The following is a 22422-nucleotide window of genomic DNA, read 5'->3' as shown; positions in this document are numbered from 1 at the left end:
CCACACCGGCCCCGCCAGACGTCCCAGGGCCCGTCGAACGCCGATCGTCCACAAGTGGAGCATGAGTGAAACCCGAACTGGACCTGCTGGACACCATCGCCAGTGCTCGTGACCAGGTCCGCTCACTACGTGGCTGGAACTCCGGACCGGAGCGGATCTACGACCTTCTCCGGACGGCGACGAAACTCCGCGCGATGGAGATCAGCGCAGGAATGATGACGGACCTGCCGTGGGAGAGCGTCCTCGCCCAGCTCGTCGTCTGGCACCACTACTACCCCGTCGGCACGGGCACGTGCTCGGAGAAGGACGCAACCGAGATCGTCCTTGCCGCCGCGGCGGCCCAACGGCTGGACCTGGTGGAGACCGGCGTGCGGAGCGGGGCCTATCAGGTACGGATGACCAGGGGAAACTTCCGGATACGCCACCGCTGGAACGCATCGGCCGAGGTAGCCGACATGTTCCTCGAACGCGACGCACGTCCCACAGGGCTACCGGAGCTGTCCGAGACCGAGCGCCGATGGATCTCCACTCGACCTGTCGACTCCCGGACCAGCCCGCCACCAGAGGTCCTGCGCGCTGCCGTCCAGCGTGCCTCCACGACGATCGAGGCATACCGGCAGTCGGTGCCCGAAGGGCAGGTGCCTGATTCCTTTCCCCTGGGTGAAGGGATGACCGCCGGCGACATGATCAGCGTCCTGGCAGTGATCATGGGAATCGCTTCCCTGTGCGAGCAGACGGCGCACAGGCTCTCCCGGCTGGAGACGACGCTCTTCCACCTGACTGACACCCGGTTGATGGCCGTCCTCGCGGAAATGTGCCCGGACGTCTCGGAGGCGCACCACGCTCTGGTGGTGGAAAGACTCACCTACCGGACCGGGCGCTCGTGCAGGGCCTCTCCGCTGATCCGGCACGGTGATGTCCTCATCGTCTGCCCGCCCCTCGTAACTCCGAGGGCAGTGGATCCGCTCATGCTTCGCTCGGCCGCCCATGCCTCCGGGGGGTTCGGTCGCATAGGCAGGGAACAGGGCGAGCGCGCAGCAGCATGGGCGGCCTGGCTGCGCACGACACCCGGCACCATGGTCGCGGAACGGGTCCCGGTGGTCAGGACCGACGGCAGGTCTGCTGGTGATCTGGATGTGGTCGTCGTGGACCCGGGCAGGCGTCGTGGTCTGTGCCTCGAGATCAAGTGGCCGATCGAAGCGCTTTCCCTGCATGAGGTCATGAAGGTCGAGAATTGGGTCACCTCCGCCGCCCGGCAGCTGGACCGTGTGAGAGGAGAGTTGCGGGCGGCCACGGCCGCAGCCGAGCTGCCGGCCGGTTGGCCGCCGTTCGATGCGATCGACTGGACCTGGTGTGTCGGCACGCCCCAACAACTCGGTCTTCGCCCTCTCCCGGTACCGGACATGCACGCCACCTCTCTCCGCTATGTACAGGCCCTGGGAACCCCTCCCGACCTCGACGCCTTAGTAACAGCCCTGACAAGGCCCGACCTCCCTACCGAGGGGTTGCACTACAACGTGGTGAAGAGATCGCTTCCCGTGGGTCGGTGCCAAGTACACATGGATGCGCTCCAGGTGTCCCCAATAGTGGGTTGGCGCCCACAATTCCGGTAGAACGGCACCGCCCTCTGTCGCTTCACGAGCCGCAGCCCCTCTCCGCAGGACACGAAGAGGCGCATGGAACGTGCACGTGGCCTCGCGTCGGCAGGACACCCCACTCGACCACCCGCCCAGGGCCCGAACGGCATACGTGGATAATCGCAACCAGTATCAGAACCCGGAAACAGGCTGGATATTCGGCGTGACGTACGACATAGCAGCTCCGGAGCCGGCGGGCATGGTCGCCTCGCTCAGTTCGCTCGGGTACTCCTTGCCTGCCGCCATCGCGGATCTCGTCGACAACAGCGTCTCCGCTGGGGCGTCAACCATCGACGTCGAGTTCACCTGGGCCGGGCAGGACTCGTGGATCGCCGTTGCCGACGACGGTGCCGGGATGACCGCCGACGAGCTCGTGACCGCCATGACCGTGGCCGCGCGAGGCCCTGCGACGCCCCGAAGCGCAACGGACCTGGGCCGCTTCGGCGTCGGCCTCAAGTCGGCCTCTTTCTCCCAGGCCCGGCAGCTCACCGTCGCCACCGCCACCACCGGCGAATGGCACGTACGCACATGGGACCTCGACGTCGTCGAGAGGTCGGGCGAGTGGCGACTGCTACGCGGCGCGGACGCGACGACCAGCGAGTTGCTCGACCGGATCCGGGGTGAGGCGGACCACGGCACCGTCGTGTTGTGGCGGCGCCTCAACGGCTACCACGTCGACGCGGTGACGGTGGAGGACGAGCGGACACAGAAGCAGTTCTACGCGGAGGCAGCCCGCACGGAGTCCCACCTGGGCATGGTCTTCGGCAGGTTCCTCACCGGAAGCCGACGTCGCAACCTGCGTGTGTCGGGCAGCCCCGTCGAGCCCTGGGATCCGTTCCTGTCCCGTCACCCGTCCGTACAACCACTTCCGGTCGAGCGTCTGCGGTTGGGGGCGGGTTCCGTACGGGTGGAGGCGTTCGTCCTCCCCAGCGCCCAGAGGCTCGCGCCGGACGAGTACGAGAAGGCCGGCGGCCCGCGTGGGTGGCTCGACCAGCAGGGGTTCTACGTGTACCGCCGGGACCGTCTGATCCTTGCCGGTGACTGGCTTGGACAGCGCGGGTTGCGCCGGGAGGAGAAGTACAACCTGGCACGGATCGCCGTGGACATCCCCGCCGAGACGGATGTCGAATGGGGGGTCGACGTCCGGAAGTCCAGTGTCACCCCGCCCGTCGCACTGCGTTCTCATCTACGGCGCATCGCCCTGCAGGCCAGGAGAAGGGCCGCCGACGTGCTTCGACACCGGGGGCAGATCGCTGCGCGCACACACGGGGATCCGCTCGTGTACGCGTGGAACGTCCGCCGTGTCGACGACCAGGTCACCTGCAGGATCAACCGGGGCCACCCTCTCGTGAAGGCAGCTCTGCGCTCTGGTGGTGCCGGTTCGGATGACGTACGTGCCCTGATCCGTCTGCTTGAGGAGACGGTGCCGGTCACCGCCCTCCGCGTGATGCACGAGACGGACACCAGCGACGACCCCGAGCCCTTCGGGGGTCCCGGGCCAGCCGACGCCGAGGCCACGGAGGTCGCACAGCGCATCTACGAGGCACTGGTCTCAGACGGCCGCTCGCCTGCGGCCGCTCGCGAACGCCTCCGGACGATGCCCCCCTTCGACCAGATGCAGGGCTTCTGGAACGGGTGAGCCCGTTGTCAGTGCCCGCCCCTAGCCTGCCCCATGCCGTTCCCGCCCAGCCGGAGGTCTGCTGTGAGTTCCACCCCCGAGGACTCTCTCGAGTCCCTTGCCAAGGCCCGTCGCCTGGTTCTCGCACTACTGTCGCAGGACCGTCAGCCGACGCCGGACGAGGTGCAGAACGCGGTCACCGTCATCTTCGGGATGCTGGCCGGCCAGGGAGAGGTCCTCGACCGTGACCAGCTGGCCAAGGAGATCGAGGTCCTGACGGCGGTCTTCCAGGAGGGCTCCTCCGGGTTGGAGAGCGACAGCGGACACGAGCCCTGGTTGCCGGAAGCCAAGAACGACCGGGCCTGGGACTTCTGGGAACGCTACCGCCGTTACCTGGAGGACGTCCGCAACCTCCCGCCGCTCGTGGTCCGCCGACTGGACCAGAGCACGGACGAGGTCCTGAGCCAGCTCGAAGACCCGCGCCGTGTCGGCTCGTGGCGCCGGACGGGCCTGGTGATCGGACAGGTCCAGTCGGGCAAGACCGGCCAGTACATCGGGCTCGCCGCGAAGGCCGTGGACGCGGGGTACCAGTTCGTGGTGATCCTCGCTGGCATCCACAACGACCTTCGGAGCCAGACCCAGTTGCGTGTCGACGAGGGACTCTTGGGTTTCGACACCCAGCACCAGCAACGGTCCAACCAGAACGGTAAGTCCCGTCTCATGGGTGCCGGCAGGATGCCGGGTGCCAAGAAGCTCGACATCGCGTCCCCCACCAACAGCTCCGAGAAGGGCGACTTCGGCCGGCAGGCGGCCAACGCCGTCAACTTCCCGCTCGGCCGTTTTCCGGTCGTCCTCGTCGTCAAGAAGCACTGGAAGATCCTCGAATACCTGCGGACGTGGGTGACCGAGGTCCAGGGCACGGAGGACGAGAGCGGGAACAAGGTCGTACGCGACATCCCGCTGTTCGTCATCGACGACGAGGCGGACAACGCCTCCATCAACACCGAGCGCGATCCCGACGCGGATCCGACCAAGACCAACGGCGCGATCCGCGAGCTCATGAAGAGCTTCGAGAAGTCGGCGTACGTCGGGTACACCGCCACCCCGTTCGCCAACATCTACATCGATCCCGACGTTGACCACGCCGAACTCGGCGCCGACCTCTTTCCCGACAGCTTCATCCGCACCCTGCCCTCGCCAACCAACTACCTGGGCCCGGAGAGGGTGTTCGGTCTCCAGGTCGACAACGACGACGAAGAGGACGTGCCCCCGCTTCCGCTCGTCCGTGCCGTGAACGACGCCGAAAGCTGGATCCCGACCAAGCACAAATCCTCCTTCGTCCCCTCCGACGACCTTCCGCCGTCACTCCGGGAGGCGATCGCCTCGTTCGTCCTCGCCAGCGCTGCACGACGGGTGCGCGGACAGACGAAGGTGCACAACTCCATGCTGGTGCACGTCACCCGCTTCACGGCGGTCCAAGGGATCGTCCGCGACCAAGTAGACGACTACCTGCGGCTCCTCGTGGACTCGCTCCGTGACCGGTACGGACAGGCACCGCAGCGCATGGCCGAGTTCCGGGCCCTGTGGGAGCGGGACTTCGTCCCCACCACGGACCACTTCCCCGCGGACGAGGCCCGACGCGTCACCTGGGAGGACGTGTCGAGCCAGCTCATGCCCGCGCTACGGAAGATCGTGGTCAAGACGGTCAACGGCGCCTCCCGCGACGCACTCGACTACTACGAGCACCGCAGGACCGGTCTCTCGGTCATCGCGATCGGAGGCCAGAAGCTCTCCCGGGGTCTCACGCTGGAGGGGCTGACGGTCAGCTACTACCTGCGCACTTCCAGCACGTACGACACCCTGCTCCAGATGGGACGCTGGTTCGGATACCGGCCAGGGCACGAGGATCTCTGCCGCCTGTACACCACTCCCGATCTTCAAGCGAAGTACATCGAGGTGACTGCCGCGACCGACGAACTGCGTCGAGAGGTCGAGGAGATGGCAGCGTTGAACCTCAGTCCGAGGCACTTCGGTCTCAAGGTCCGCGCCTCCTCTCTGGGCCTCGCTGTCACGGCTGTCAACAAGATGCGCCAGGGTACAAAGGTCATGCTCAGCTACTCCGGGGAGGGGCCGGAGACGGTGATCTTCAACGTCTCCGACGGGATCCCGGAGCACAATCTCAAAGTACTCGGAGACTTCGTCCGGAGACTCGATGGGCTGGCCACTGGCGACCAGACGACGCCGGGGGCCAACGTGACGTGGAAGCAGGTGCCCTCCGACGCCATCGTGGACTTCCTCACGCGTTACGAGACCGACCGCATGGCCCAAAGGGTCCGCCCCCGATTCATCGCGAAGTACATCGAACAGTGCGTGGCCGTAGGTGAGCTCCCGCAGTGGACGGTTGTCCTGGTCGGCAAGCAGGCAGCCAAGGACCCGCAGGACATCTCCGGTTACAGCCTGGGGCCCGTGGAGCGCGCGGCGCTCAACGACGTCGACAACGACGGTCGGTACACGATCCGCCGACTGCTCAGCCCTCCCGACGAGTACCGCTTCGATCTTGATCCCGACCAGGTGGACGCCGCCCTGGAAGCGACCCAGAGGGCCGCAGCCATCAAGAAGCGGGAGAGGGTGCCCCAGTCGCCTTCGGGAGACCACGTCCGCTGGCAGCGCCGAGCGGACCAGGCACTGCTGCTCGTCTACCTGGTCGAGCGGCCGGCGACCGAGGACAGTCCTGCCCGGCCGCCCCTGGTCGGTTTCAAGGCGAGCTTTCCTCGCTCCGAGCACCAGTCCGACACCGAGTACGTGGTCAACGCCGTCTGGCAGAAGGAGGGCCTTGACGCCCTCGACGACGAGGAGGACGGGGAGTGACCGTCACCGAAGCCGAGTGGCGTGACCTGGAGGCACCCCAGGGGGCCCCGGGCAGGTCCCGTATCCGCCTGCACCCAGACGCCCCGTTGGACGTCTTCCTCTCCGTCTCCCACCCGGCGCAGCAGCGCATGCTCGTGCTCAGGGCCGACGCCCGCTCCGCCGACCACATCGTGCGCTCCGTGCGCCAGCTGCCTCGCGCTGCCGGGCTGGAGATGAACGTGAGCGCCGTGTCGCGTCTCGAGTACGAGCTCCAGGTGGTCCTCACCGCCGACGAGCTGCGCGAAGTGTTCAACCCGCTCGTCACCGACGTGGCTGACACGGTCCGAGAGGCCCCTGGGGCCGCAGCAGCCCTGACAGCAGCGGTGGAGAGGTTCGAGCGGTGGCAGGACCTCCTTCGCGCCGTCGGCAGAGACGGTCTCGGCCCTGAGGCCCGTCGTGGACTTGTCGGCGAGCTCCTGGTGCTGCGCGACCACATCCTGCCCGTCGTCGGACCGGCCGAGGCCGTCGACGCGTGGACGGGGCCAAGCGGAACCAACCAGGACTTCCAGCTACCCGGAGTCGCCGTCGAGGCGAAGGCCAGCACCGCCAAACGGCCCCGCAGCATCCGGATCGCCAGCGAGCGCCAGCTGGACGACGCCGGGACGCCTGCGCTCCTGTTGGCGTTGGCGATGCTCGACGAACGGCGGGGTGGATCAGGAGAGAGTCTGAACCGGCTGGTGGACCGCATACGCGAGCAGCTCACAAGCCCTGTCGTCCGAGCCGCCTTCGACGGTCGTCTCGTGCAGGCCGGCTATCTCCCCGGCCAGCGAGCCGCCTACGAGGAGCCTCGCTACACCGTTCGCGACCTGCGCTTCTGGCACGTGGGAGAGAATTTCCCGAGACTCGTCGAGACAGATCTTCCCGAGGGGGTCGGTGAGTGCTCGTACCACGTGAGCACCTCGGGACTTGACCACCACCGCGCCACGACCGACGAGGTGACCGCACTGATCGGGGGACCGCATGCCTGAGCTCGACCTGTCCCAGTACGCCCACGACGTCGTCGCGGACGTCCAGGCCACTGCCGACGCCGAGGGGACCACCACCCCGGAGGCGTTCACGCGGCGCGTGTTCGAGGACCTGGAACGGGCCGGCATCGTGTCCAACACGTTCACCGCCTACCACTCGGCCCACGGTCATCTCGTGCACGGATACGGCATCGGGGACTCCGGGGAGTGCCTCGACCTCTTCGTGACCGACTTCGACCTCGACCCGCTGGAGTCCAAACTCACGAAGGGGCAGGCAGAGACCGCGTTCAGGCGCCTGCTGACGTTCGTCCGCCGGTGTCGGGAGGGCCTGCGTCAGCACATCGACGAGTCCTTCGACGTGTACGACATGTGCGCAGCTGTGGAGAAGGCGCTCACCGAGGTACGGAGGATCCGGCTCTTCCTGCTCAGCAACCGCGTCGGCACGAGTACCTCCTTCCCGCCCACCGAGTTCGACGGCCTTCCCGTGACCCACGAGGTATGGGACTTGGCGCGGCTGCACCGCCACGAGACGTCCGGCAGCATCAGCGAGCCCATCGTGGTCTCGTTCGACCCTCCGCTGCCCTGCGTCTCGGCACCCAGCAGCGAGCCGGACCACTCGGTGACCATGGCAGTGATCCCCGGCCAGAGACTGGCCGAACTGTACGAGGAGTACGGGACCAGACTTCTGGAGTTGAACGTCCGGTCCTTCCTGCAGGCCCGCGGATCGGTCAACCGGGGAATCAGGGAGACCCTGCTGAACTCACCGGGCAGGTTCCTGGCGTACAACAACGGCATCACGGCGACCGCGTCCCAGGTCGACTTCGTGCACGGCCCGGACGGCACCCCCACGGGCATCTCCCGGGTGCACGGACTCCAGGTGGTGAACGGTGGTCAGACCACGGCCTCGTTGCACTATGCCTCGAGCCGGGACAAGGCCGACTTGTCTCACGTGGCCGTCCAGATGAAGCTGACGGAGGTCTCTCCCGAGCGGCTCTCGGAAATCGTCCCGATGATCTCCGAGTACTCCAACACCCAGAACCGCGTGACGCTCGTCGACTTCAGCTCGAACCACGCGTACCACGTGGCCGTCCAGCGGATCACCCGATCTCTGTGGGCGCCAGCGACGGACGGCAGTGGCCAGGAGACCCACTGGTTCTACGAGAGGGCGCGCGGCCAGTACACCGACGAGGTGGCCAAGGCCCGGACACCGGCGAAGCAGCGCGCCTTCAAGAAGCTCAACCCGACCAGTCGGAAGTTCACGAAGGCGGACCTCGCGAAGTACGTCAACTCCTGGAGTCTTCTCCCGTTCAGCGTCAGCCGCGGCGCGCAGAAGAACTTCGTCGCGTTCATGGACCGGATCGGTGAGGCGCCCCCTCGGGTCGACGTCCGCTACTGCCAGCGTGTGATCGCGATGGCGGTCCTCTTCAAGGCAGTCGACCGCGTCGCGGCGAACCATGAGGCGGGCAGCTACAAGAGCATGATCACGACCTACACCATGGCCCGTCTGGCGCTGGCCACGGAACAGCGCATCGATCTCGACAGGATCTGGCGTGAACAGAGGGTCTCGTCGGCCCTCGAAGCCGCGATCGACGATCTGTGTCCCCGGGTCATGCGGGTCGTCACCAAGCCACGTGAGGGCAACCACGTGGGCGAGTGGGCGAAGAAGCCCGCCTGCTGGGATGCCGTCTCCCGCGTGCCCTGGTCCGTGCCTGACGCTCTGAAGGCCGAGCTCCGTGATCACCCGCTGGACGACGAGGCCCTCGCGGGCGGAGCGGAAGGCGATCGCGGGGCGAGCGACGAGGTGACGTCGGTCCCAGCGGACGAGTGGTACGCCATCGAGCGATGGGCGAAGGAGACGCACAACCTGGATCCCTCGCAGCGGCAGCTCACGCAGTACGTCGGTCGGCGACTCGAGCTCGGGCAGGAGGTTCCCGAGCCGCAGGCGGCACAGGCGCTGCACGCGCGCAACGAGGCGTTGTCGCTCGGGTTCGTGCCTGGACCGTAGGTCCGACTCGTCCCAGCCCTCAGAGCTCCCCGCGCTCGAGCAGGTCCCTCATGGCGTCCTCGGCGCGGCGGAGCACGATCCGTCCGTCTCCGTCGCTGAAGGCCAGAAGGTCTGCCCCGGGTGCGATGCCCGCCTCCGCGAGCAGGCCGATGGGGAGTTCGACGCGGCCCTGATCGTCGACACGGAGTTCCGCAGGTTCACGAAGCATGGGACGAGTGTGGCACCCTCGCACTCGTAGGCCGACGACGGGCTGGGGCTGAGGTATGGCAGCACGTGAGGACACCACGGGAGCGGAGTGGGTCAGCACGGAGCTGAGCGGCCATCTGCGTGGTCGGCGCGCCCGCGACACGAAGCCGGAGGTGGCCCTCCGGCGTGCCGTGCACCGGCTCGGCCTCCGATTCCGTCTACAGCGCAAGGTGGCTGCCCGTTGCACGGCGGACTTCGTCCTGCCCAGGTACGACGTGGCGGTGTTCGTCGACGGGTGCTTCTGGCACGGATGTCCTGTGCACGGCCCGAAGACCTTCCGCGGCCCGAACGCCGCCTTGTGGGAGGCGAAGATCGAGACCAACAAGGAGCGCGACCGCCGGAACACCGCAGCAGCCGAGGCCGCTGGGTGGACCGTAGTCCGTGTCTGGGAGTGCGAGATCTGGGCGGACGTCGAGCGCGCCGCGCTCAGCGTCGCCCAGCTGTGCGAACGGGCTTCCGAGCCTGGGTCGGCACCGTCTCCCGTCCGTGGGTACCGGTCAACGCGTCCGTGAACAGGTCGCCCGAGACCCTCTCCCTGGCGACGCAGTACTTACTCAGGGGGCACACCTCGCAGAGCGGCTCCTTGGCCCGGCAGAAGCTGCTTCCGATGAGCCGGAGCGCCGCCATACGCAGAGGCGCGTCCTCGCCGGCTCCGACGAGCTTAACCAGATCCACTCGACCGTCGCTCAGCCTGTTCGTGCGATCCGAATCACTGCCGTGCAGACGGGCGGCGACTCGCAGCGCCCCCTGCCCGACCCACAGGAGGTCCTCGCCGACCAGCAGCCGGTACACCGTCGCCTCAGCCGGCTTCAGCTTCAACTGCTCGCGGACCTTCTCCTCGTCGGCCCAGACGCTCGACTGATCGATCACCGCGGTGAGCCGGGCGACCCGAACCTTCGCTGCCTCGGAGGGCGCCGCCGCAGTAAGCGTCTCGAGCGCGGCCTTGCTAAGGGACGTCTGTCCCCGCACGGCCTCAACCATTTCCGCCAGCTGCGCGGGCTGGATTCGGGTTCCGGACAGTATGGCTACGACGGCGGCCTGCAAGCCGGACATCTGCTTGCCCGGAAGCTGGTACCAGTCCTCCGACTCACGCCGCGCTTCGGCCCAGGCGGTCAGATCCCTTCGCACCGTGCGCCAGTGCGGCTGGAGTCCACCCTCGGTCGGCTGCTCGTCAACCACGGGCAGCAGGGCCTCCGCCGCAGCCTCGCCAAGAAGGGGCGGCACAGCGTTACCAATCTGGCGGAAGGCGTCACTGCGTGTGCCGGCGAAGCGGAACCTGTCCGGGAACGTCTGCACTCGCGCGGCCTCCCGCACGGTGAGGGTGCGCGGCTGGTCCTGGTCCGGGTGGATGTACCAGTAGCCGTCCTTGGCGATGTGTGCGGTGATCGACCTGCTGAGGTCCGCCCAGTCGAGCTTCTTGTACTTGTCCGTAAAGTGGTCGGCCTTGTAGCGCTGCAGTTCCGGGGTGATCTGCGAGTACAGGGTCTTGGAGTCCATGCTGGAGAAGATCTCCGCGTCGTCCCTCCGGACCCGTCGGGTCATGTGGTCCCACACCCGGTCCTTGCGCGCCCACTTACGCATGTCCTGAGCGAACTTGGAAAGCTCGGACGGTTCCTCGTACGGGAGTTCGCGCTGCCCGACACGCTCGGTGGGCACGACAGGCAGCACCGGCAGGTCCCCGATGGCGTCACGCAGCGTGGTCCGCTGATCGTGCTCCAGCTCCTGCCGCCACGAGAAGCGCTCGACGTCGTTCCTCGCGAGCAGGATCAGTCGCTTCCTGTGCTGCGGAACGCCGTACTTCCACGCGTCGACGAGACGGACCTGCGTCGCGTATCCGAGGTCCTCCAGCTGCTCCTCGATGGTGCGTACCACGAAGAAGTCGTCGCCGAGACCCATGTCCGGCACGTTCTCCATGAGGACTGCACGCGGCCGGAGGCGCTTCACGACGTCGAGGTAGGCGCTCCACAGCTCCTTGCGTCGATCATGGGGGTCGCGGCCGTGATGCTCCACGAGGCTGCGGATCTTGCTCCGGCCAGCCCTGCTGAACGGCTGGCATGGCGGGCCTCCGGCCACCAGATCGATCTTGGCGGGCGCCAGCATCTCGACGAGCCTGTCACGCTCGTCAGGATTACCCAGATCCATGTGGAGACTCATGCCCGGGAAGTTCGCAGCGTGCGTCTGGAGCGCGCGCTCGTCGAAGTCGACCGCGGCTGCGACCGTCCACCCGGCTCGCTCCAGTCCGAGGCTCAGTCCACCCGCTCCAGAGAAGAGGTCGACGGCCAGACGCTTGCCAGCGCCGAAGCCACCGAGCCACTTGCCGAAGTTCTCGGGCTTGCAGCTGTTCCTGTGACGCCTGAGCTCCAGACAGTCGCTCCGCTCCAGAGGCACCCCATAGTGCTGCCTGCGCACTGCGCCAACCTCCATCGGACGAGAAGAACGAGCACCAGGAGATCACACAACCTCTGGCAAGATCAAGAATCCGGCGTCCACCTCGGATGACTGGATCGATTAGGACGCCACAGGCGCCCCGAGAATATTACGCGGCACCCACCCCTGTACTGGAAAGCAACCCCCCAGTAACACTGGAGAGGGTCAACCATACGGACAAACACTGACAAGACCACCAGGGCTCTCGCCAGTCGAGATCCATGTCATCGCCTCCCCCGCGGGCTCGGCTCTCGCCCGAGGCGATGTCGGCGTCCTGCACTCGGCCAATCCCACGGTCGAGCTGCCTGCCCTTCCCGCTGCCCGCCGCGGAATACCCGCAGCCTCCCCTTGATTGCCCATCTATAAAGATGGCGGAGGGGGCACTGGTGGCCGAGCTGATGATGTTCCGGCACGACGCGGACGGACGGGACGTCGAGCTGGCCGGTTCGACGGTGGCGCTGGAGGTGGAGCTGCAGCGGCGGGTCGAGGCGGGCCTGGAGCAGATGCTGAGCGTCCGTTTCCTGGCATCGGAGTACCAGACTGGCCCCTGGCACCGCGGGCGGATCGACACCCTGGGGCTCGATGAGAACGGCAGCCCGGTGGTGATCGAATACAAAAAGGGCGCCGACAGCGGTGTCCTCTCGCAGGCCGTCTCCTACCTGTCGTGGCTGGACTCCGCCCGTCACGAGTTTGAGGCGCTGGTCGAGGAGAAGCTGGGTTCCGAGGCCGCCGAGTCGATCGACTGGCGAAACCCGCGGATGGTCTGCATAGCGGCCAGCTTCTCGCACCACGACCGGGTCGCGGTAGAGCGCCTGCGTGAGCGGGTCGACCTGGTGCGCTACCGCGTCTTCGACGGCGGGCTGCTGAGCTTGCTGCTGGTCGAGTCCGCCTCTGGGTCTCCCAGCCCCGCTCCGGCTCGGCGGCAGAGTCAACAAAGGGAGGTGGCGGCCGGTGCCGGCATCGGTTCGGTTCAGGCGCCCCCGGGCGCGGCTCCCGCTTGCCTGCAGGATCTGTACGCCGAGCTGGACGAGGCCCTTACCGCCTGGGGCGAGGTCGAGGTGGCTCAGCTTCGACACTACATCGCCTACCGCCGGATGGTGAACGTCGCCTCCGTCATCTTCCGTCCGAAGCACGAGGCGATCCTGGTCTACCTCAAGGTCGACCCGGACACGGTCGAGCTGGAGGAGGGTTTCTCTCGCGACATGCGCGGTATCGGCCACCTCGGGACCGGCGACCTGGAGGTGCGTATCGCCTCGGCAGCCGACCTGGAGAAGGCTGGGCCGCTGATCCGGCGGGCGTTCGAGGCGGCCTGACGCAAGAGGAAGGGCGGCTGGTGCGTCGGTTTCTCGATGCACCAGCCGCCCTCATCCGTCTGCGGTCCGTCGGCCCCGGTCCGTTCGCTCTCACGCTCATGCCTCCGGTCCTGCCAGGACGAAGTCGTCCTGGGTCAGTTCCGCTCGGAGCCTCGCCTCGGCGACGTCGGCGTAATGCGTGGAGAGCTCGACCCCCACGAACTGCCGGCCCTCGCGCAAGGCCGCGACGCCTGTGGAGCCGCTGCCGGTGAAGGGATCGAGGACGGTGCCGCCTTCGGGGCAGATCTGCACGAACTGCTGCATGATCTCGACCGGCTTCTGGGTGATGTGGACGCGGTCCTTGCGGGGCTGGGAGGCGATGAAGTGGCCGGGCAGGTAGAGGTCCCGGTCCTTTTGGAGGCTGCCCTTGACGCCCCAGACGATGAATTCGGCAGACTGCTTGAACCCGCCCTTGCGGGGCCGGCTGGCGGGCTTGATCCAGGGAATCGTGCCGCTCCAGGTCCAGCCCGCCATCTGCAGGGCGTCGGACGTGGTGGGCTCCTGGCGCCAGTCGGAGAAGACCATGGCGACGGAGTGCTCGGTCGCGGCCCGGTACGCCTCGGTGAGCAGTGCGGTCAGCCAGCTTCGATAGCTCCGCTGGTCGCGGTTCTCGCCGGGAAAGTTCTGCAGGTCGTGCGCCGATCCGGCCGTGACGTACTTGGCGCGGGCGGTGCGGCCGGTGCGGTCCGAGCTGGTGCGTCCGCCGGAGTTGTACGGGGGGTCGGTGATGACGGCGTTGACGCTCTCGTCCGGGAGGGTCTTCAGCACGGTGAGGGCGTCGCCTCGGTGCAGTGTGTAGCTCATGTGCGGGGCCTCTTTCAGGGCACGACGGGACTGGGCCCGCCCCGGACGGCGGTCAACGGCAACCGTTCGGAGCGAGATTGCGCCGGAGGTTAACCGCGTTTTCCGGCCGCACCTAACGAGCCTGTGCCGTGGTTCGGGCCCGGTTCGGCGGTCGTTTGGTGCGGCCGGAATCCCGGTCTACTGTCTCGCCACGTCATCGAGGCGGAGTCCGGCTCCATCCCTGCTGACCTGTGCTGATCCGTGTTTCCGCGTCCAAGAACGCGGGCCGGAAGGCGTGTTGACTACCCGTTCCCGAAGCCGTGAGGAGACCCGGTGCACCGCCTGAGATTACGAGCGCGGCTGGCTGCCGCGCATGACCTGAGACCGGCGTCCGGGAGCTACCAACTCCCCTGCCCCGGGCCCGCCCTGAGAGGCGGGATTCACATCGGCGCGGTGTCGACGGCTTTGCACGAGAAGTCGGCACCGCGCCTCCTACGAACCGCAAGGAGCCGCTGCGATGCAGCACGCCCTGATACGCCCACGCCCTGACCCAATTCCGTTGCCCGGTCGGGTTCTCCGCCCCGGCGAACGGCGGCGTCGATGAAGAAGACCACCGGAGCGGTCGTCGGTCTCTTCGCCTCCGGTCCGCTTCTGCTGGCTGTTCCGGTCCTCGCCGTCGGGGCCGGGACTGCTTCGGCCTCCTGCTCGACCGGCGGCCCACAGGCTGTGGATACCTCGGCCGTTGCCGCTCAGGTGAAGGCGATCCTGGACGGCGGCGGCAAGGGCACGGTCTCCGTGCCGGGCCTGGGAGACCCGGCCGAGCAGATCCCCAACGCCAAGACCATCCAGGCCACCGGCGTCGCGATGAACATCCCGACCCGGGGCCAGATCGTGGCCTTGGCGACCGCCCTGCAGGAGAGCGGCCTGCGAAACCTCACCTACGGCGACCGCGACTCACTGGGCTTGTTCCAGCAGCGACCGTCGCAGGGCTGGGGCACCGCGAACGAGATCCTCGACCCGGTGCACGCCTCGACGAAGTTCTACGAGGCGTTGGAAAAGGTCTCGGGCTGGCAGTCCCTGTCCATCACCCAGGCAGCCCAGGCGGTGCAGAGGTCCGGCTTCCCGGAGGCCTACGCGAAGTGGGAGCCCTTGGCCACCGCCTTGCAGCAGGCGATCGAGCCGCTGCTGTCGAAGGCTGGCGGCACGTCGCCGAGCCCTTCGCCCTCCGGCTCGGACAGCACGGCCAGTGCCGCGTCGAGTACCGCAGGCGGCTGTACGGCCGGCGGGGACGGCACCGACTTCGGAACCATCCCGCCCGGCGCGGTGCCGACCGGATACAAGATCCCGGCAGACGCTCCGCCCAAGGTCCAGACAGCGATCCGCTGGGCGCTCGGCCAGCTCGGCACCCCATACCAGTGGGGCGGGAGCTGCACCGACTCCCACGGGAGCGACCCCATGGGCCGCTGCGACTGCTCCTCCCTGATGCAGCAGGCGTACAGGGCCGCCGGGGTCACCCTCACGCGGACGACGTACACGCAGGTCAAGGAGGGCAAGCCGGTATCGGTCGACGCTCTCCAGCCCGGTGACCTCGTCTTCACCGAAGGGACTGCCAAAGTCCCGGAACACGTCGGGATGGTCGTCGGCCAGGGCCTGATCGTGCACGCCCCGCGCACCGGCGACGTGGTCCGCCTCGCGACCGTCGCGTCCTGGAAGCCGCAGATTCTCGCGGCCCGCCGAGTCGTCTGACCGGCGCTTCTCTCCCTCCCTCTCCTGCACTGGCGCTTCGCCCCCTCGGGCTTTGGCGTGCACTAAATCGAACTGGAGTTCACACTATGTACCTCGTCGACAAGGTCGTCCAGCTCGCCTACGACCCCGGGATCAAGCCGAACGAGGGCGGGCTGCCGGGTCTGTCGGTCCTCAAGCAGGTGATGGGCTCGATCAACCTCTTCGGGATCATCGCTGTGGTCGGCGCGCTCGCCGTCAGTGCGGGCGTGTGGGCCTGGGGTCACCACTCCGGCGGCCACCAGGCCGAGGCCAACGGCAAGAAGGGCGTGCTGGTCAGCGCTGGCGCGGCCCTCCTGCTGGGTGCCGCGAACGGTGTGGTGGCGTTCTTCAGCGCGCTGGGGAGCCAGGTCCGCTGATGTCTTCCCGCTCCACGAACCCCGGCGGCGCTTCTCGCGTGCGCCGCCGGGCGCTGCTCGGCACCGCTGTCCTGGTGGTGCTCGTCGCCCTCGCCGGCCTGGCCGCCTACCTCACCCGCGACGGCAGGACCTCCTCCAAGGTTCCCGCACCGCAGGCGAGTTCGGCTTCCCCGTCCTCGACCGCTTCTGCTTCCGCTTCGTCACGACCGCACGGCAGCCTCGGCGACCTGCCCGTTCCCCCGTCTACGCACGACCCGATCGCCTTCGGCAAGGCGGCAGCCGTGGCGCTGTGGTCGTACGACACCCGCGCCTACTCCCAGCGCGAGCTGCTGGCTGCCCTGCGCGGGTGGCTGACGAGCGAGAAGAAATACGCCGACACCGCCTCGGTCGACGCGCTCGTCCCCTCGCGCGCGCTGTGGAAGGAGATGGCCGCCAACGGCCAGTTCGCCACCGCCAAGGTGAACGAGGCGCACTTCCCCGACTCGTTCACCCAGGCCCTGCAGGCGGACCCCGGGGCGATCACCACCGCGTACGTCTACGCCGTGACGGTCTCCGGCAAACAGTCGATCGCCTGGAAAGGCTCGTTGCACGGCGGCGCCGAGAACCGCGTCACCACCCTCGCGGTCCAGTGCCGTCCCTCCCAGCCCTGTGCCCTGGCCGGTGTCCTGTCGGCCGTCGCTCCCTGACCCCCAACCCAGAAAGGAGGTATCGCCATGGGAGTCTGCGACTTTCCGCTGATGGACAAGGTCTGCGGCGCCGTCGACTTCGCCACCAACCCCGCCGGGACCGTCACCGACGGCATCGGGGCGTGGATCGCGAAGTCAGCGGGCGAGCTGGCCGCCAGCGCGGCCGATCTCGCCGCCAGGGCCGTCAACGAGACCACCGCCATCGATCTCAACGCCGGTTGGTTCCGGGACAACTACGAGCTGCTGTTTCCCATCGGTCTCGCCCTGACCGTCGGCACGTTCTGCATCCAGTTGATGCTCGCGGCCTGGCGACGGGACGAACGCGCACTCGCCCAAGCCGCGATCGGCACGATGACCGGCGTCCTCTTCTCCTTCTGCGCCGTCGCCTTCACCTCCGTCGCCATCACGGTGGTCGACGCCCTGTCCGACGGCCTGTTCCAAGCGGCCAACAGCTCAGTGGACGACGCGATCCGCCGCGTCATCAAGGTCAACCAGTTGGGGCCGATGTACGCCCTCGGCTGGACCATCCCGTCCCTGGTCGCCTTCGGCTGCGCGATCGGCGCGTTCATGTACTGGGGAGTGATGGTCGCCCGCAAGGTCGGCGTCCTGATCATGGTCGCCCTCGCCGTCTTCGCCGGAGCCGGTGGTGGCTGGGAGGTCGCCAAGCGCTGGCGGCGGGGTTGGATCGAGGCAACCGCCACCCTGGTCGTGTCAAAACTGCTGATGACCGTGGTCTTCCTGATCGGCGTCTCGGCCATGGGCAAGTCCGACGCCACGGACGGCATGGCCGCCCTCTCCGACGCGATGGCCGGCATCGTCGTGATGGTCCTGGTCCTGCTCTGCCCGTACGCCACCTACAAGTTCGTCCACTGGGCGAGTGACGGCGGCGGACACGACGACCTGCACCGTACCGGCGTCGCCGGCATGGCGGTCGCCGCAGGCGCGGCGAAGACCGCGGGCAGCCTCGCGATGCAGGCCAGCACCGGCACTCCCGCTCCGCAGGGGCCGAGCAAGGTCCCCGGCGCGGGCAGCGACGGTGTCGCCTCCGGCATCAACCCCACCGGCGGAAACCTGAGCAAGGAGGGCATCGACACCGGACCTCCGAAGCCGCAGACCCGCTTCCGGTACGGCGAGGACCCGAACGCCTCCGGCGACAAGGGCCGCGCCCTGATCCAGCGCCCCGGCATCCCCGCGCTGATCACACGGCCTGCCGACAGCGCAGCAGGAGGCTCCGAGGGCGCTCCCTCCGCCCCTCAACCCGCTGGCGCGTCGATTCCGGGCGGCAGCTTGACCCGCGTAGGTGCCGCTCCGCCTGGCGGTCCCGCCGCACCACCGCCGCCCTCCACCGGTCCGTCGGCGACCGGCTCCCCGACGCCGACGAGCTGGGTCTACCCCGACCAGCCGCCGTCGGAGTCCTGACCCACCACCCGGGGGCGGGCTGCTTCCTTCCAGCCCGCCCCCTGCCCCGACCACACAGGTGGAGTCCTGCGATGACCTCCAGAAGAGCGCCACGCCTCCGTCTCTTCCCGCCCGCTCCCACTGTCTGGAACCGCCATGTCTGACAACCGCCAGGCCGAAGCCACCACGGCCACAGTGAAGTTCCCGCACCGCAGCAGGCGCGGCATCCTGCTCGGCCTGACCGCCCCGCAGCTGATCGTCGTGAGCCTCACCGGCTTGCTCCTGCTCGCCGTGATCCTCGCCCGTGGCGTGGTCGGCGCTCTCGAACTCATCCCGCTGTGGGCCGCCATCGCCGTGCTCGTCTTCGTTCGCTACCGAGGCCGAGCCTTGGCCGACTGGGCGCCGATCGTCACCCGGTACGTGCTTCGCCGGATGCGGGGCCAGTTGATCTGGCTCGTCCGCCCCTCCCGCCGCCCGGTCCGCGAAGGACTCCTCCACCTGCCCGGTACCGCCGCCAGCTTGCGCGTGGTCACCGCACCCGACCGCCGGTACGGCGCCGTCCACAACCCCCACACAGGCACGCTGACCGCCGTCGTCAAGGTGTCCTCCCGCGCCTACGCTCTGCTCGACCCGGGCACCCAGAACGCCAACGTCAGCGGCTGGGGCCGTGCCCTCGCCGCGCTGGCCCGCACCGGCCAGGTCGCCCGGATCCAGGTGATCGAGCGCACCGTGCCGGACTCCGGCGACGCCCTCCGCCGGTACTGGGAGGAGCACGGCCAGCCCGACGCCCCGGTGGCCGGCCAGGTCTACAGCGAGCTGATCCAGAGCGCCGGCCCGGCCGCTGCTCCGCACGAGGCGTACGTCGCCATCTCACTGGACGCCAAGGCCGCCAGGCGCCTGATCAACCAGGCCGGGGGTGGTCTGACCGGGTCCTTCAGCGTCCTGGCGCAGTTGACCTCGACCTTCGACCAGGCCGCGCGCACCGCCGGGCTCAACCCCACCGGCTGGCTCACCGCCCGCGAGATCGCGGCAGTCGTACGAACGGCGTACGACCCCAAGGCCCTTTCCGCACTGGACCGTTGGTCCTCTTCCGGGCGCCCCGAGACCGACGCGGCCGCGGCCGGCCCGGTCGTGGTAGTCGAGAAGTCGGACCACATCGCGACCGACTCCGCCGTCCACTGCACGTACTGGGTGGAGAACTGGCCCCGCACCGAGACGTCAGCGGGCTTCCTGCACCAGCTGCTGTTCACCGCCGGAGTGCGGCGGACCCTGTCGCTGTCGTACGAGCCGAAGGGGCTGGACGCCGCCCTGCGTGATGTCCAGCGCAAGAAGGCCAGCGTGATCGCGGACGCCGCCGAGCGGGCGCGGCGCGGCCAAGTCGACTCCGAAGCGGACTCCATCGAGTACCAGGACATCAAGTCCCGTGAGCGCCAGCTCATCGCCGGCCACGCGGATGTCGCCCTGACCGGCCTGCTGACCGTCTCGGCCGACTCCGAAGAGGAACTTCGTTCCGCCTGCGCGGTCGTGGAGACCGCGGCGGTCGGCGCGCAGCTCGACCTCCGGCCGCTCACCTGGCAGCAGGCCGAAGCGTTCACCGTCGCCGCCGTGCCGCTCGCCCTCGCCGTCTGATGTCGGCCCTCCTCCCTTCCGAAAGAGCACCGCCATGTCCCGCACCGCCAGCCCGACCGCGCAGGACTTCGTGCCCTTCGCCACCGCCGCGCTCGACTTCCACCGCGCGCTCAACGTGCCAGGCGGTCCTCTCGTCACCACCCGCGCCGAACTGGACGCCCTGCACGCCCATCTCATCTCGTTGCACGGCCTGCTCGATGCCCACGCCGCCCGCACTGACCAGCTCGTGCCGATCGAGCGCGACCAGCTCAGCGCCGCCCGCACCCGGATCTGGCAGGCCGCCGACCACGTCCACGCCGCCTACCACGCGGCCCCCCGGCCCGGCTCCGGTGAGGTCCCCGACCGCGAGGCGTGCCAGGCCGGCCTGCCAGAAGGCGCACCGGAGCTGACCATCTGCCAGCGCCACCAGCGCACCGCGCACCTGGTCCGACGCCGTACCACCCCGGCCGACCTCCACGCTCCGTTCACCGGCCTCGTCCGCCACTGACCCCTGCCTTCCGTCTGGAGAATCGTTCATGCCCCGTACTCGCGCCAGCGCCTCCCCCTTGTTCGTTCCCCGCAAAGCATCGCGGGCCGAGCAGCGCGCCGCCCGAGCCGGTTTCGCCGAGGCCCGGCGCCAGGCCCGCCTCGCAGGGACCCCGCCCAAGCGCCGCGACGAGGAGACCCTCGACCCGGAGCTGCGGCCGACCTATCCGCCGTCCGGACGCCCCGGCCCGGCCTCGGCACGCGGTGGCAAGCTCAACCTGCCCGCCCACCGGATGACCACCGCCACCGTGTCCGGGGCCTACCCCTTCCTCGCCGAGGGCGGACTGGGCGCGGAGGGCATCTTCATCGGCCGCGACGTCCACGCGGAGGCCGCGTTCTGCTACGACCCGTTCTCGCTGTACAGCAGCGGCCGGGTCGAGGGCTTCACCAACCCCAACGCGGTCCTGGCCGGGATCATCGGCATGGGCAAGTCCGCGCTGGCCAAGTCCATAGCCACCCGGGCGATCGCCCACGGTTACCGGGTCTACGTGCCCTGCGACCCCAAGGGCGAGTGGACGGCCGTCGCACAGGCTCTCGGCGGCTACAGCATCGCGCTGGGGCCGGGGCTCCCGGGCAGGCTGAACCCCCTGGATGCCCCGGCCCGGCCCGCCTCGGTGAGCGAGGACGACTGGTCAACGGAGGTCCGCAAGCGCCGTCTCCTGCTCCTGGCCGGCCTCGCGCGCACCGTGCTGAAGCGCGATCTCCAGCCGATGGAACACACGGCCCTCGATCTCGCGCTGGACCTGGTCGTCACCGAAGCCGAGGCAGGCGGCACCGTGCCCCTGCTCGGCAAGATCGCGCACACCCTCGGCTCACCCGAGCACCTTGACCGGGCTCTCGGCGACCAGGCCGGGCGTATGGGGGCCGCAGCGCAGGACCTCGCGCATGCCCTGCGCCGCCTGGTCCACGGCGACTTGAGCGGCATGTTCGACGCGCCCTCGACCGTGGCCTTCGACCCGACCACCCCGATGCTGTCCATCGACCTCTCCCGCCTGGGCGGCTCGGGCGACGACACCGCGCTGGTCCTCGCGATGACCTGCGCGAGCGCCTGGATGGAGTCCGCGCTCGCCGACCCGGACGGCGGCCGACGCTGGGTAATCTACGACGAGGCGTGGCGCGTGATGAGGCACGTCGGCCTGCTGGAGCGCATGCAGAGCCAGTGGAAGCTCAGCCGAGGGCTCGGCATCGCCAACCTCATGGTCATCCACCGCCTCAGCGATCTACTGAGCGCGGGCGACGCCGGCTCACGCGGCCGGGTGCTGGCCGAGGGCCTCCTCGCCGACTGCAGCACCCGCATCATCTACCGCCAGGAGCCCGACCAGCTCGCCGCAGCCGCGTCGCTGCTCGGCCTGACCGGTATCGAAACCCAGGCTGTGTCCGCCCTGACCAAGGGCCGGGGCCTGTGGAAAGTCGCAGGTCGGAGCTTCATCACGCAGCACATCCTGCATCCGACCGAGCGTGAACTGTTCGACACGGACGCCCGGATGCATGCAGACCCCCGTGAGTACACCGCAACTGACGGGTCCTCAGTTTCTGGACTGAGCAGGGAGGCGCGGCAGTGAGCCCCCGTGGGGTCTCGGGTTCCCGGTCCGGGCTCGTCCCCGGTCTCCGGCTCGGTGCGATCGAGGGCGCCGCCCCACTCCAGCGCCACCCGACGGCCGGCCCGGCCACGAGTCCGGACGGCGGCTCACCGGCAACTGACGGGAGCGACCGCCTCGCCGCAGCCCGGACCGAGGAGTTCACCGACCTGTTCCGCGAGGCCGTCACGGAGGACTTCGGCGCGGTGGCCCGCCTGCATCAGATGCTCGAGACCGCCTCCGAGTGGTGTCGCGTCCACGGTGCCCGAAGCAGCGCGTCCGAGTTGGACGCCATTGCCTCCCGGTTGACCGACCTCGGCGAGGAGCTGCATCTCGTCGCGGAGAACGTCGACCACGAGATCGACTCCCGGGCGCACCAAGCGGCAGCAGCAGCCCGTCTCTCGCCAGCGGCGTCGGCCCGGGGAACCTCCCCCGGCCAGCGGAACGACGCTCCATCTCCGGTCCCACCATCCGTCACGCGCCCGCTCCCGCGTTCGCGGTGAGGCACCCGTACAGAAACGAGTAA

The 22422-nt window shown here is 68.7% G+C and carries 18 protein-coding genes; 15 read left to right on the top strand and 3 right to left on the bottom strand.

All coding sequences use genetic code 11. The features are described 5' to 3' along the window. Positions 1-65: 65 nt before the first annotated feature. The 5 genes from AB0E85_RS05815 (at position 66) to AB0E85_RS05795 (ending at position 9132) form a co-directional block, all read left to right on the top strand. On the top strand, positions 66-1613 hold the full coding sequence (locus tag AB0E85_RS05815) for a hypothetical protein (RefSeq protein ID WP_361922857.1): 1548 nt from the start codon (positions 66-68) through the stop codon (positions 1611-1613). Positions 1614-1800: 187 nt separating this feature from the next. Beyond that, positions 1801-3276 carry an ATP-binding protein gene (locus tag AB0E85_RS05810; protein ID WP_361923100.1) on the top strand — a complete coding sequence of 492 codons (1476 nt, stop codon included), beginning with the start codon at positions 1801-1803 and terminating at the stop codon, positions 3274-3276. A 63-nt stretch (positions 3277-3339) separates the two neighbouring features. Beyond that, positions 3340-6123 (top strand): Z1 domain-containing protein, encoded by a 2784-nt coding sequence (locus tag AB0E85_RS05805; protein WP_361922854.1) that lies wholly within the window; start codon positions 3340-3342, stop codon positions 6121-6123. Beyond that, on the top strand, positions 6120-7130 hold the full coding sequence (locus tag AB0E85_RS05800) for a PD-(D/E)XK motif protein (RefSeq protein ID WP_361922851.1): 1011 nt from the start codon (positions 6120-6122) through the stop codon (positions 7128-7130). The genes AB0E85_RS05805 and AB0E85_RS05800 overlap by 4 nt, the downstream gene beginning before the upstream one ends. After that, a complete protein-coding gene (locus tag AB0E85_RS05795; protein ID WP_361922848.1) occupies positions 7123-9132 on the top strand; it encodes an AIPR family protein in 2010 nt (669 codons plus the stop codon). The genes AB0E85_RS05800 and AB0E85_RS05795 overlap by 8 nt, the downstream gene beginning before the upstream one ends. A 19-nt stretch (positions 9133-9151) precedes the next feature. Here AB0E85_RS05795 and AB0E85_RS05790 read toward each other — a convergent pair whose 3' ends face one another. After that, complete coding sequence (locus AB0E85_RS05790; protein ID WP_037876646.1) at positions 9152-9340, bottom strand: AbrB/MazE/SpoVT family DNA-binding domain-containing protein; 189 nt, start codon at positions 9338-9340, stop codon at positions 9152-9154. Between the two features lie 55 nt (positions 9341-9395). On the opposite strand from AB0E85_RS05790, the gene AB0E85_RS05785 reads away from it, so the two are divergent. Further along, positions 9396-9890, top strand: a complete 495-nt coding sequence (locus AB0E85_RS05785) for a very short patch repair endonuclease (protein WP_361922845.1) — start codon at positions 9396-9398, stop codon at positions 9888-9890. Here AB0E85_RS05785 and dcm read toward each other — a convergent pair. Next, positions 9805-11787 (bottom strand): DNA (cytosine-5-)-methyltransferase, encoded by a 1983-nt coding sequence (dcm, locus tag AB0E85_RS05780; RefSeq protein WP_361922842.1) that lies wholly within the window; start codon positions 11785-11787, stop codon positions 9805-9807. The genes AB0E85_RS05785 and dcm overlap by 86 nt on opposite strands. Before the next feature lie 404 nt (positions 11788-12191). On the opposite strand from dcm, the gene AB0E85_RS05775 reads away from it, so the two are divergent. Next, positions 12192-13118 carry a DUF5655 domain-containing protein gene (locus AB0E85_RS05775; protein WP_361922839.1) on the top strand — a complete coding sequence of 309 codons (927 nt, stop codon included), beginning with the start codon at positions 12192-12194 and terminating at the stop codon, positions 13116-13118. A 96-nt stretch (positions 13119-13214) separates the two neighbouring features. On the opposite strand, the gene AB0E85_RS05770 is transcribed toward AB0E85_RS05775, so the two are convergent. Next, positions 13215-13961, bottom strand: a complete 747-nt coding sequence (locus AB0E85_RS05770; protein ID WP_361922836.1) for a DNA methyltransferase — start codon at positions 13959-13961, stop codon at positions 13215-13217. Positions 13962-14540: 579 nt separating this feature from the next. On the opposite strand from AB0E85_RS05770, the gene AB0E85_RS05765 reads away from it, so the two are divergent. The 8 genes from AB0E85_RS05765 to AB0E85_RS05730 all read left to right on the top strand — a co-directional run bounded on the left by AB0E85_RS05765 (position 14541) and on the right by AB0E85_RS05730 (position 22399). Further along, positions 14541-15686 carry a C40 family peptidase gene (locus tag AB0E85_RS05765; protein ID WP_361922833.1) on the top strand — a complete coding sequence of 382 codons (1146 nt, stop codon included), beginning with the start codon at positions 14541-14543 and terminating at the stop codon, positions 15684-15686. A gap of 86 nt (positions 15687-15772) precedes the next feature. Then, positions 15773-16081, top strand: a complete 309-nt coding sequence (locus AB0E85_RS05760; RefSeq protein ID WP_145869580.1) for a DUF6112 family protein — start codon at positions 15773-15775, stop codon at positions 16079-16081. Next, complete coding sequence (locus AB0E85_RS05755) at positions 16081-16767, top strand: hypothetical protein (RefSeq protein ID WP_361922830.1); 687 nt, start codon at positions 16081-16083, stop codon at positions 16765-16767. Before AB0E85_RS05760 ends, AB0E85_RS05755 begins: the two co-directional genes overlap by 1 nt. A 27-nt stretch (positions 16768-16794) precedes the next feature. After that, the gene (locus tag AB0E85_RS05750; RefSeq protein ID WP_361922827.1) at positions 16795-18186 is read left to right on the top strand and encodes an ATP-binding protein; all 1392 of its coding nucleotides are present in this window, start codon (positions 16795-16797) and stop codon (positions 18184-18186) included. A gap of 135 nt (positions 18187-18321) precedes the next feature. Then, a complete protein-coding gene (locus AB0E85_RS05745) occupies positions 18322-19794 on the top strand; it encodes an SCO6880 family protein (protein WP_361922824.1) in 1473 nt (490 codons plus the stop codon). A 34-nt stretch (positions 19795-19828) separates the two neighbouring features. Next, positions 19829-20281 carry a DUF6238 family protein gene (locus tag AB0E85_RS05740; protein ID WP_361922821.1) on the top strand — a complete coding sequence of 151 codons (453 nt, stop codon included), beginning with the start codon at positions 19829-19831 and terminating at the stop codon, positions 20279-20281. 28 nt (positions 20282-20309) lie between these two features. Beyond that, positions 20310-21881, top strand: a complete 1572-nt coding sequence (locus AB0E85_RS05735; protein WP_361922818.1) for an ATP-binding protein — start codon at positions 20310-20312, stop codon at positions 21879-21881. Further along, positions 21878-22399, top strand: a complete 522-nt coding sequence (locus tag AB0E85_RS05730) for a hypothetical protein (protein ID WP_361922816.1) — start codon at positions 21878-21880, stop codon at positions 22397-22399. Before AB0E85_RS05735 ends, AB0E85_RS05730 begins: the two co-directional genes overlap by 4 nt. Positions 22400-22422: the final 23 nt, after the last annotated feature.

The organism is Streptomyces sp. NPDC029044, from assembly GCF_040637495.1.
GTDB lineage: Bacteria > Actinomycetota > Actinomycetes > Streptomycetales > Streptomycetaceae > Streptomyces.
This window is presented reverse-complemented; position numbering and strand designations above follow the sequence as displayed.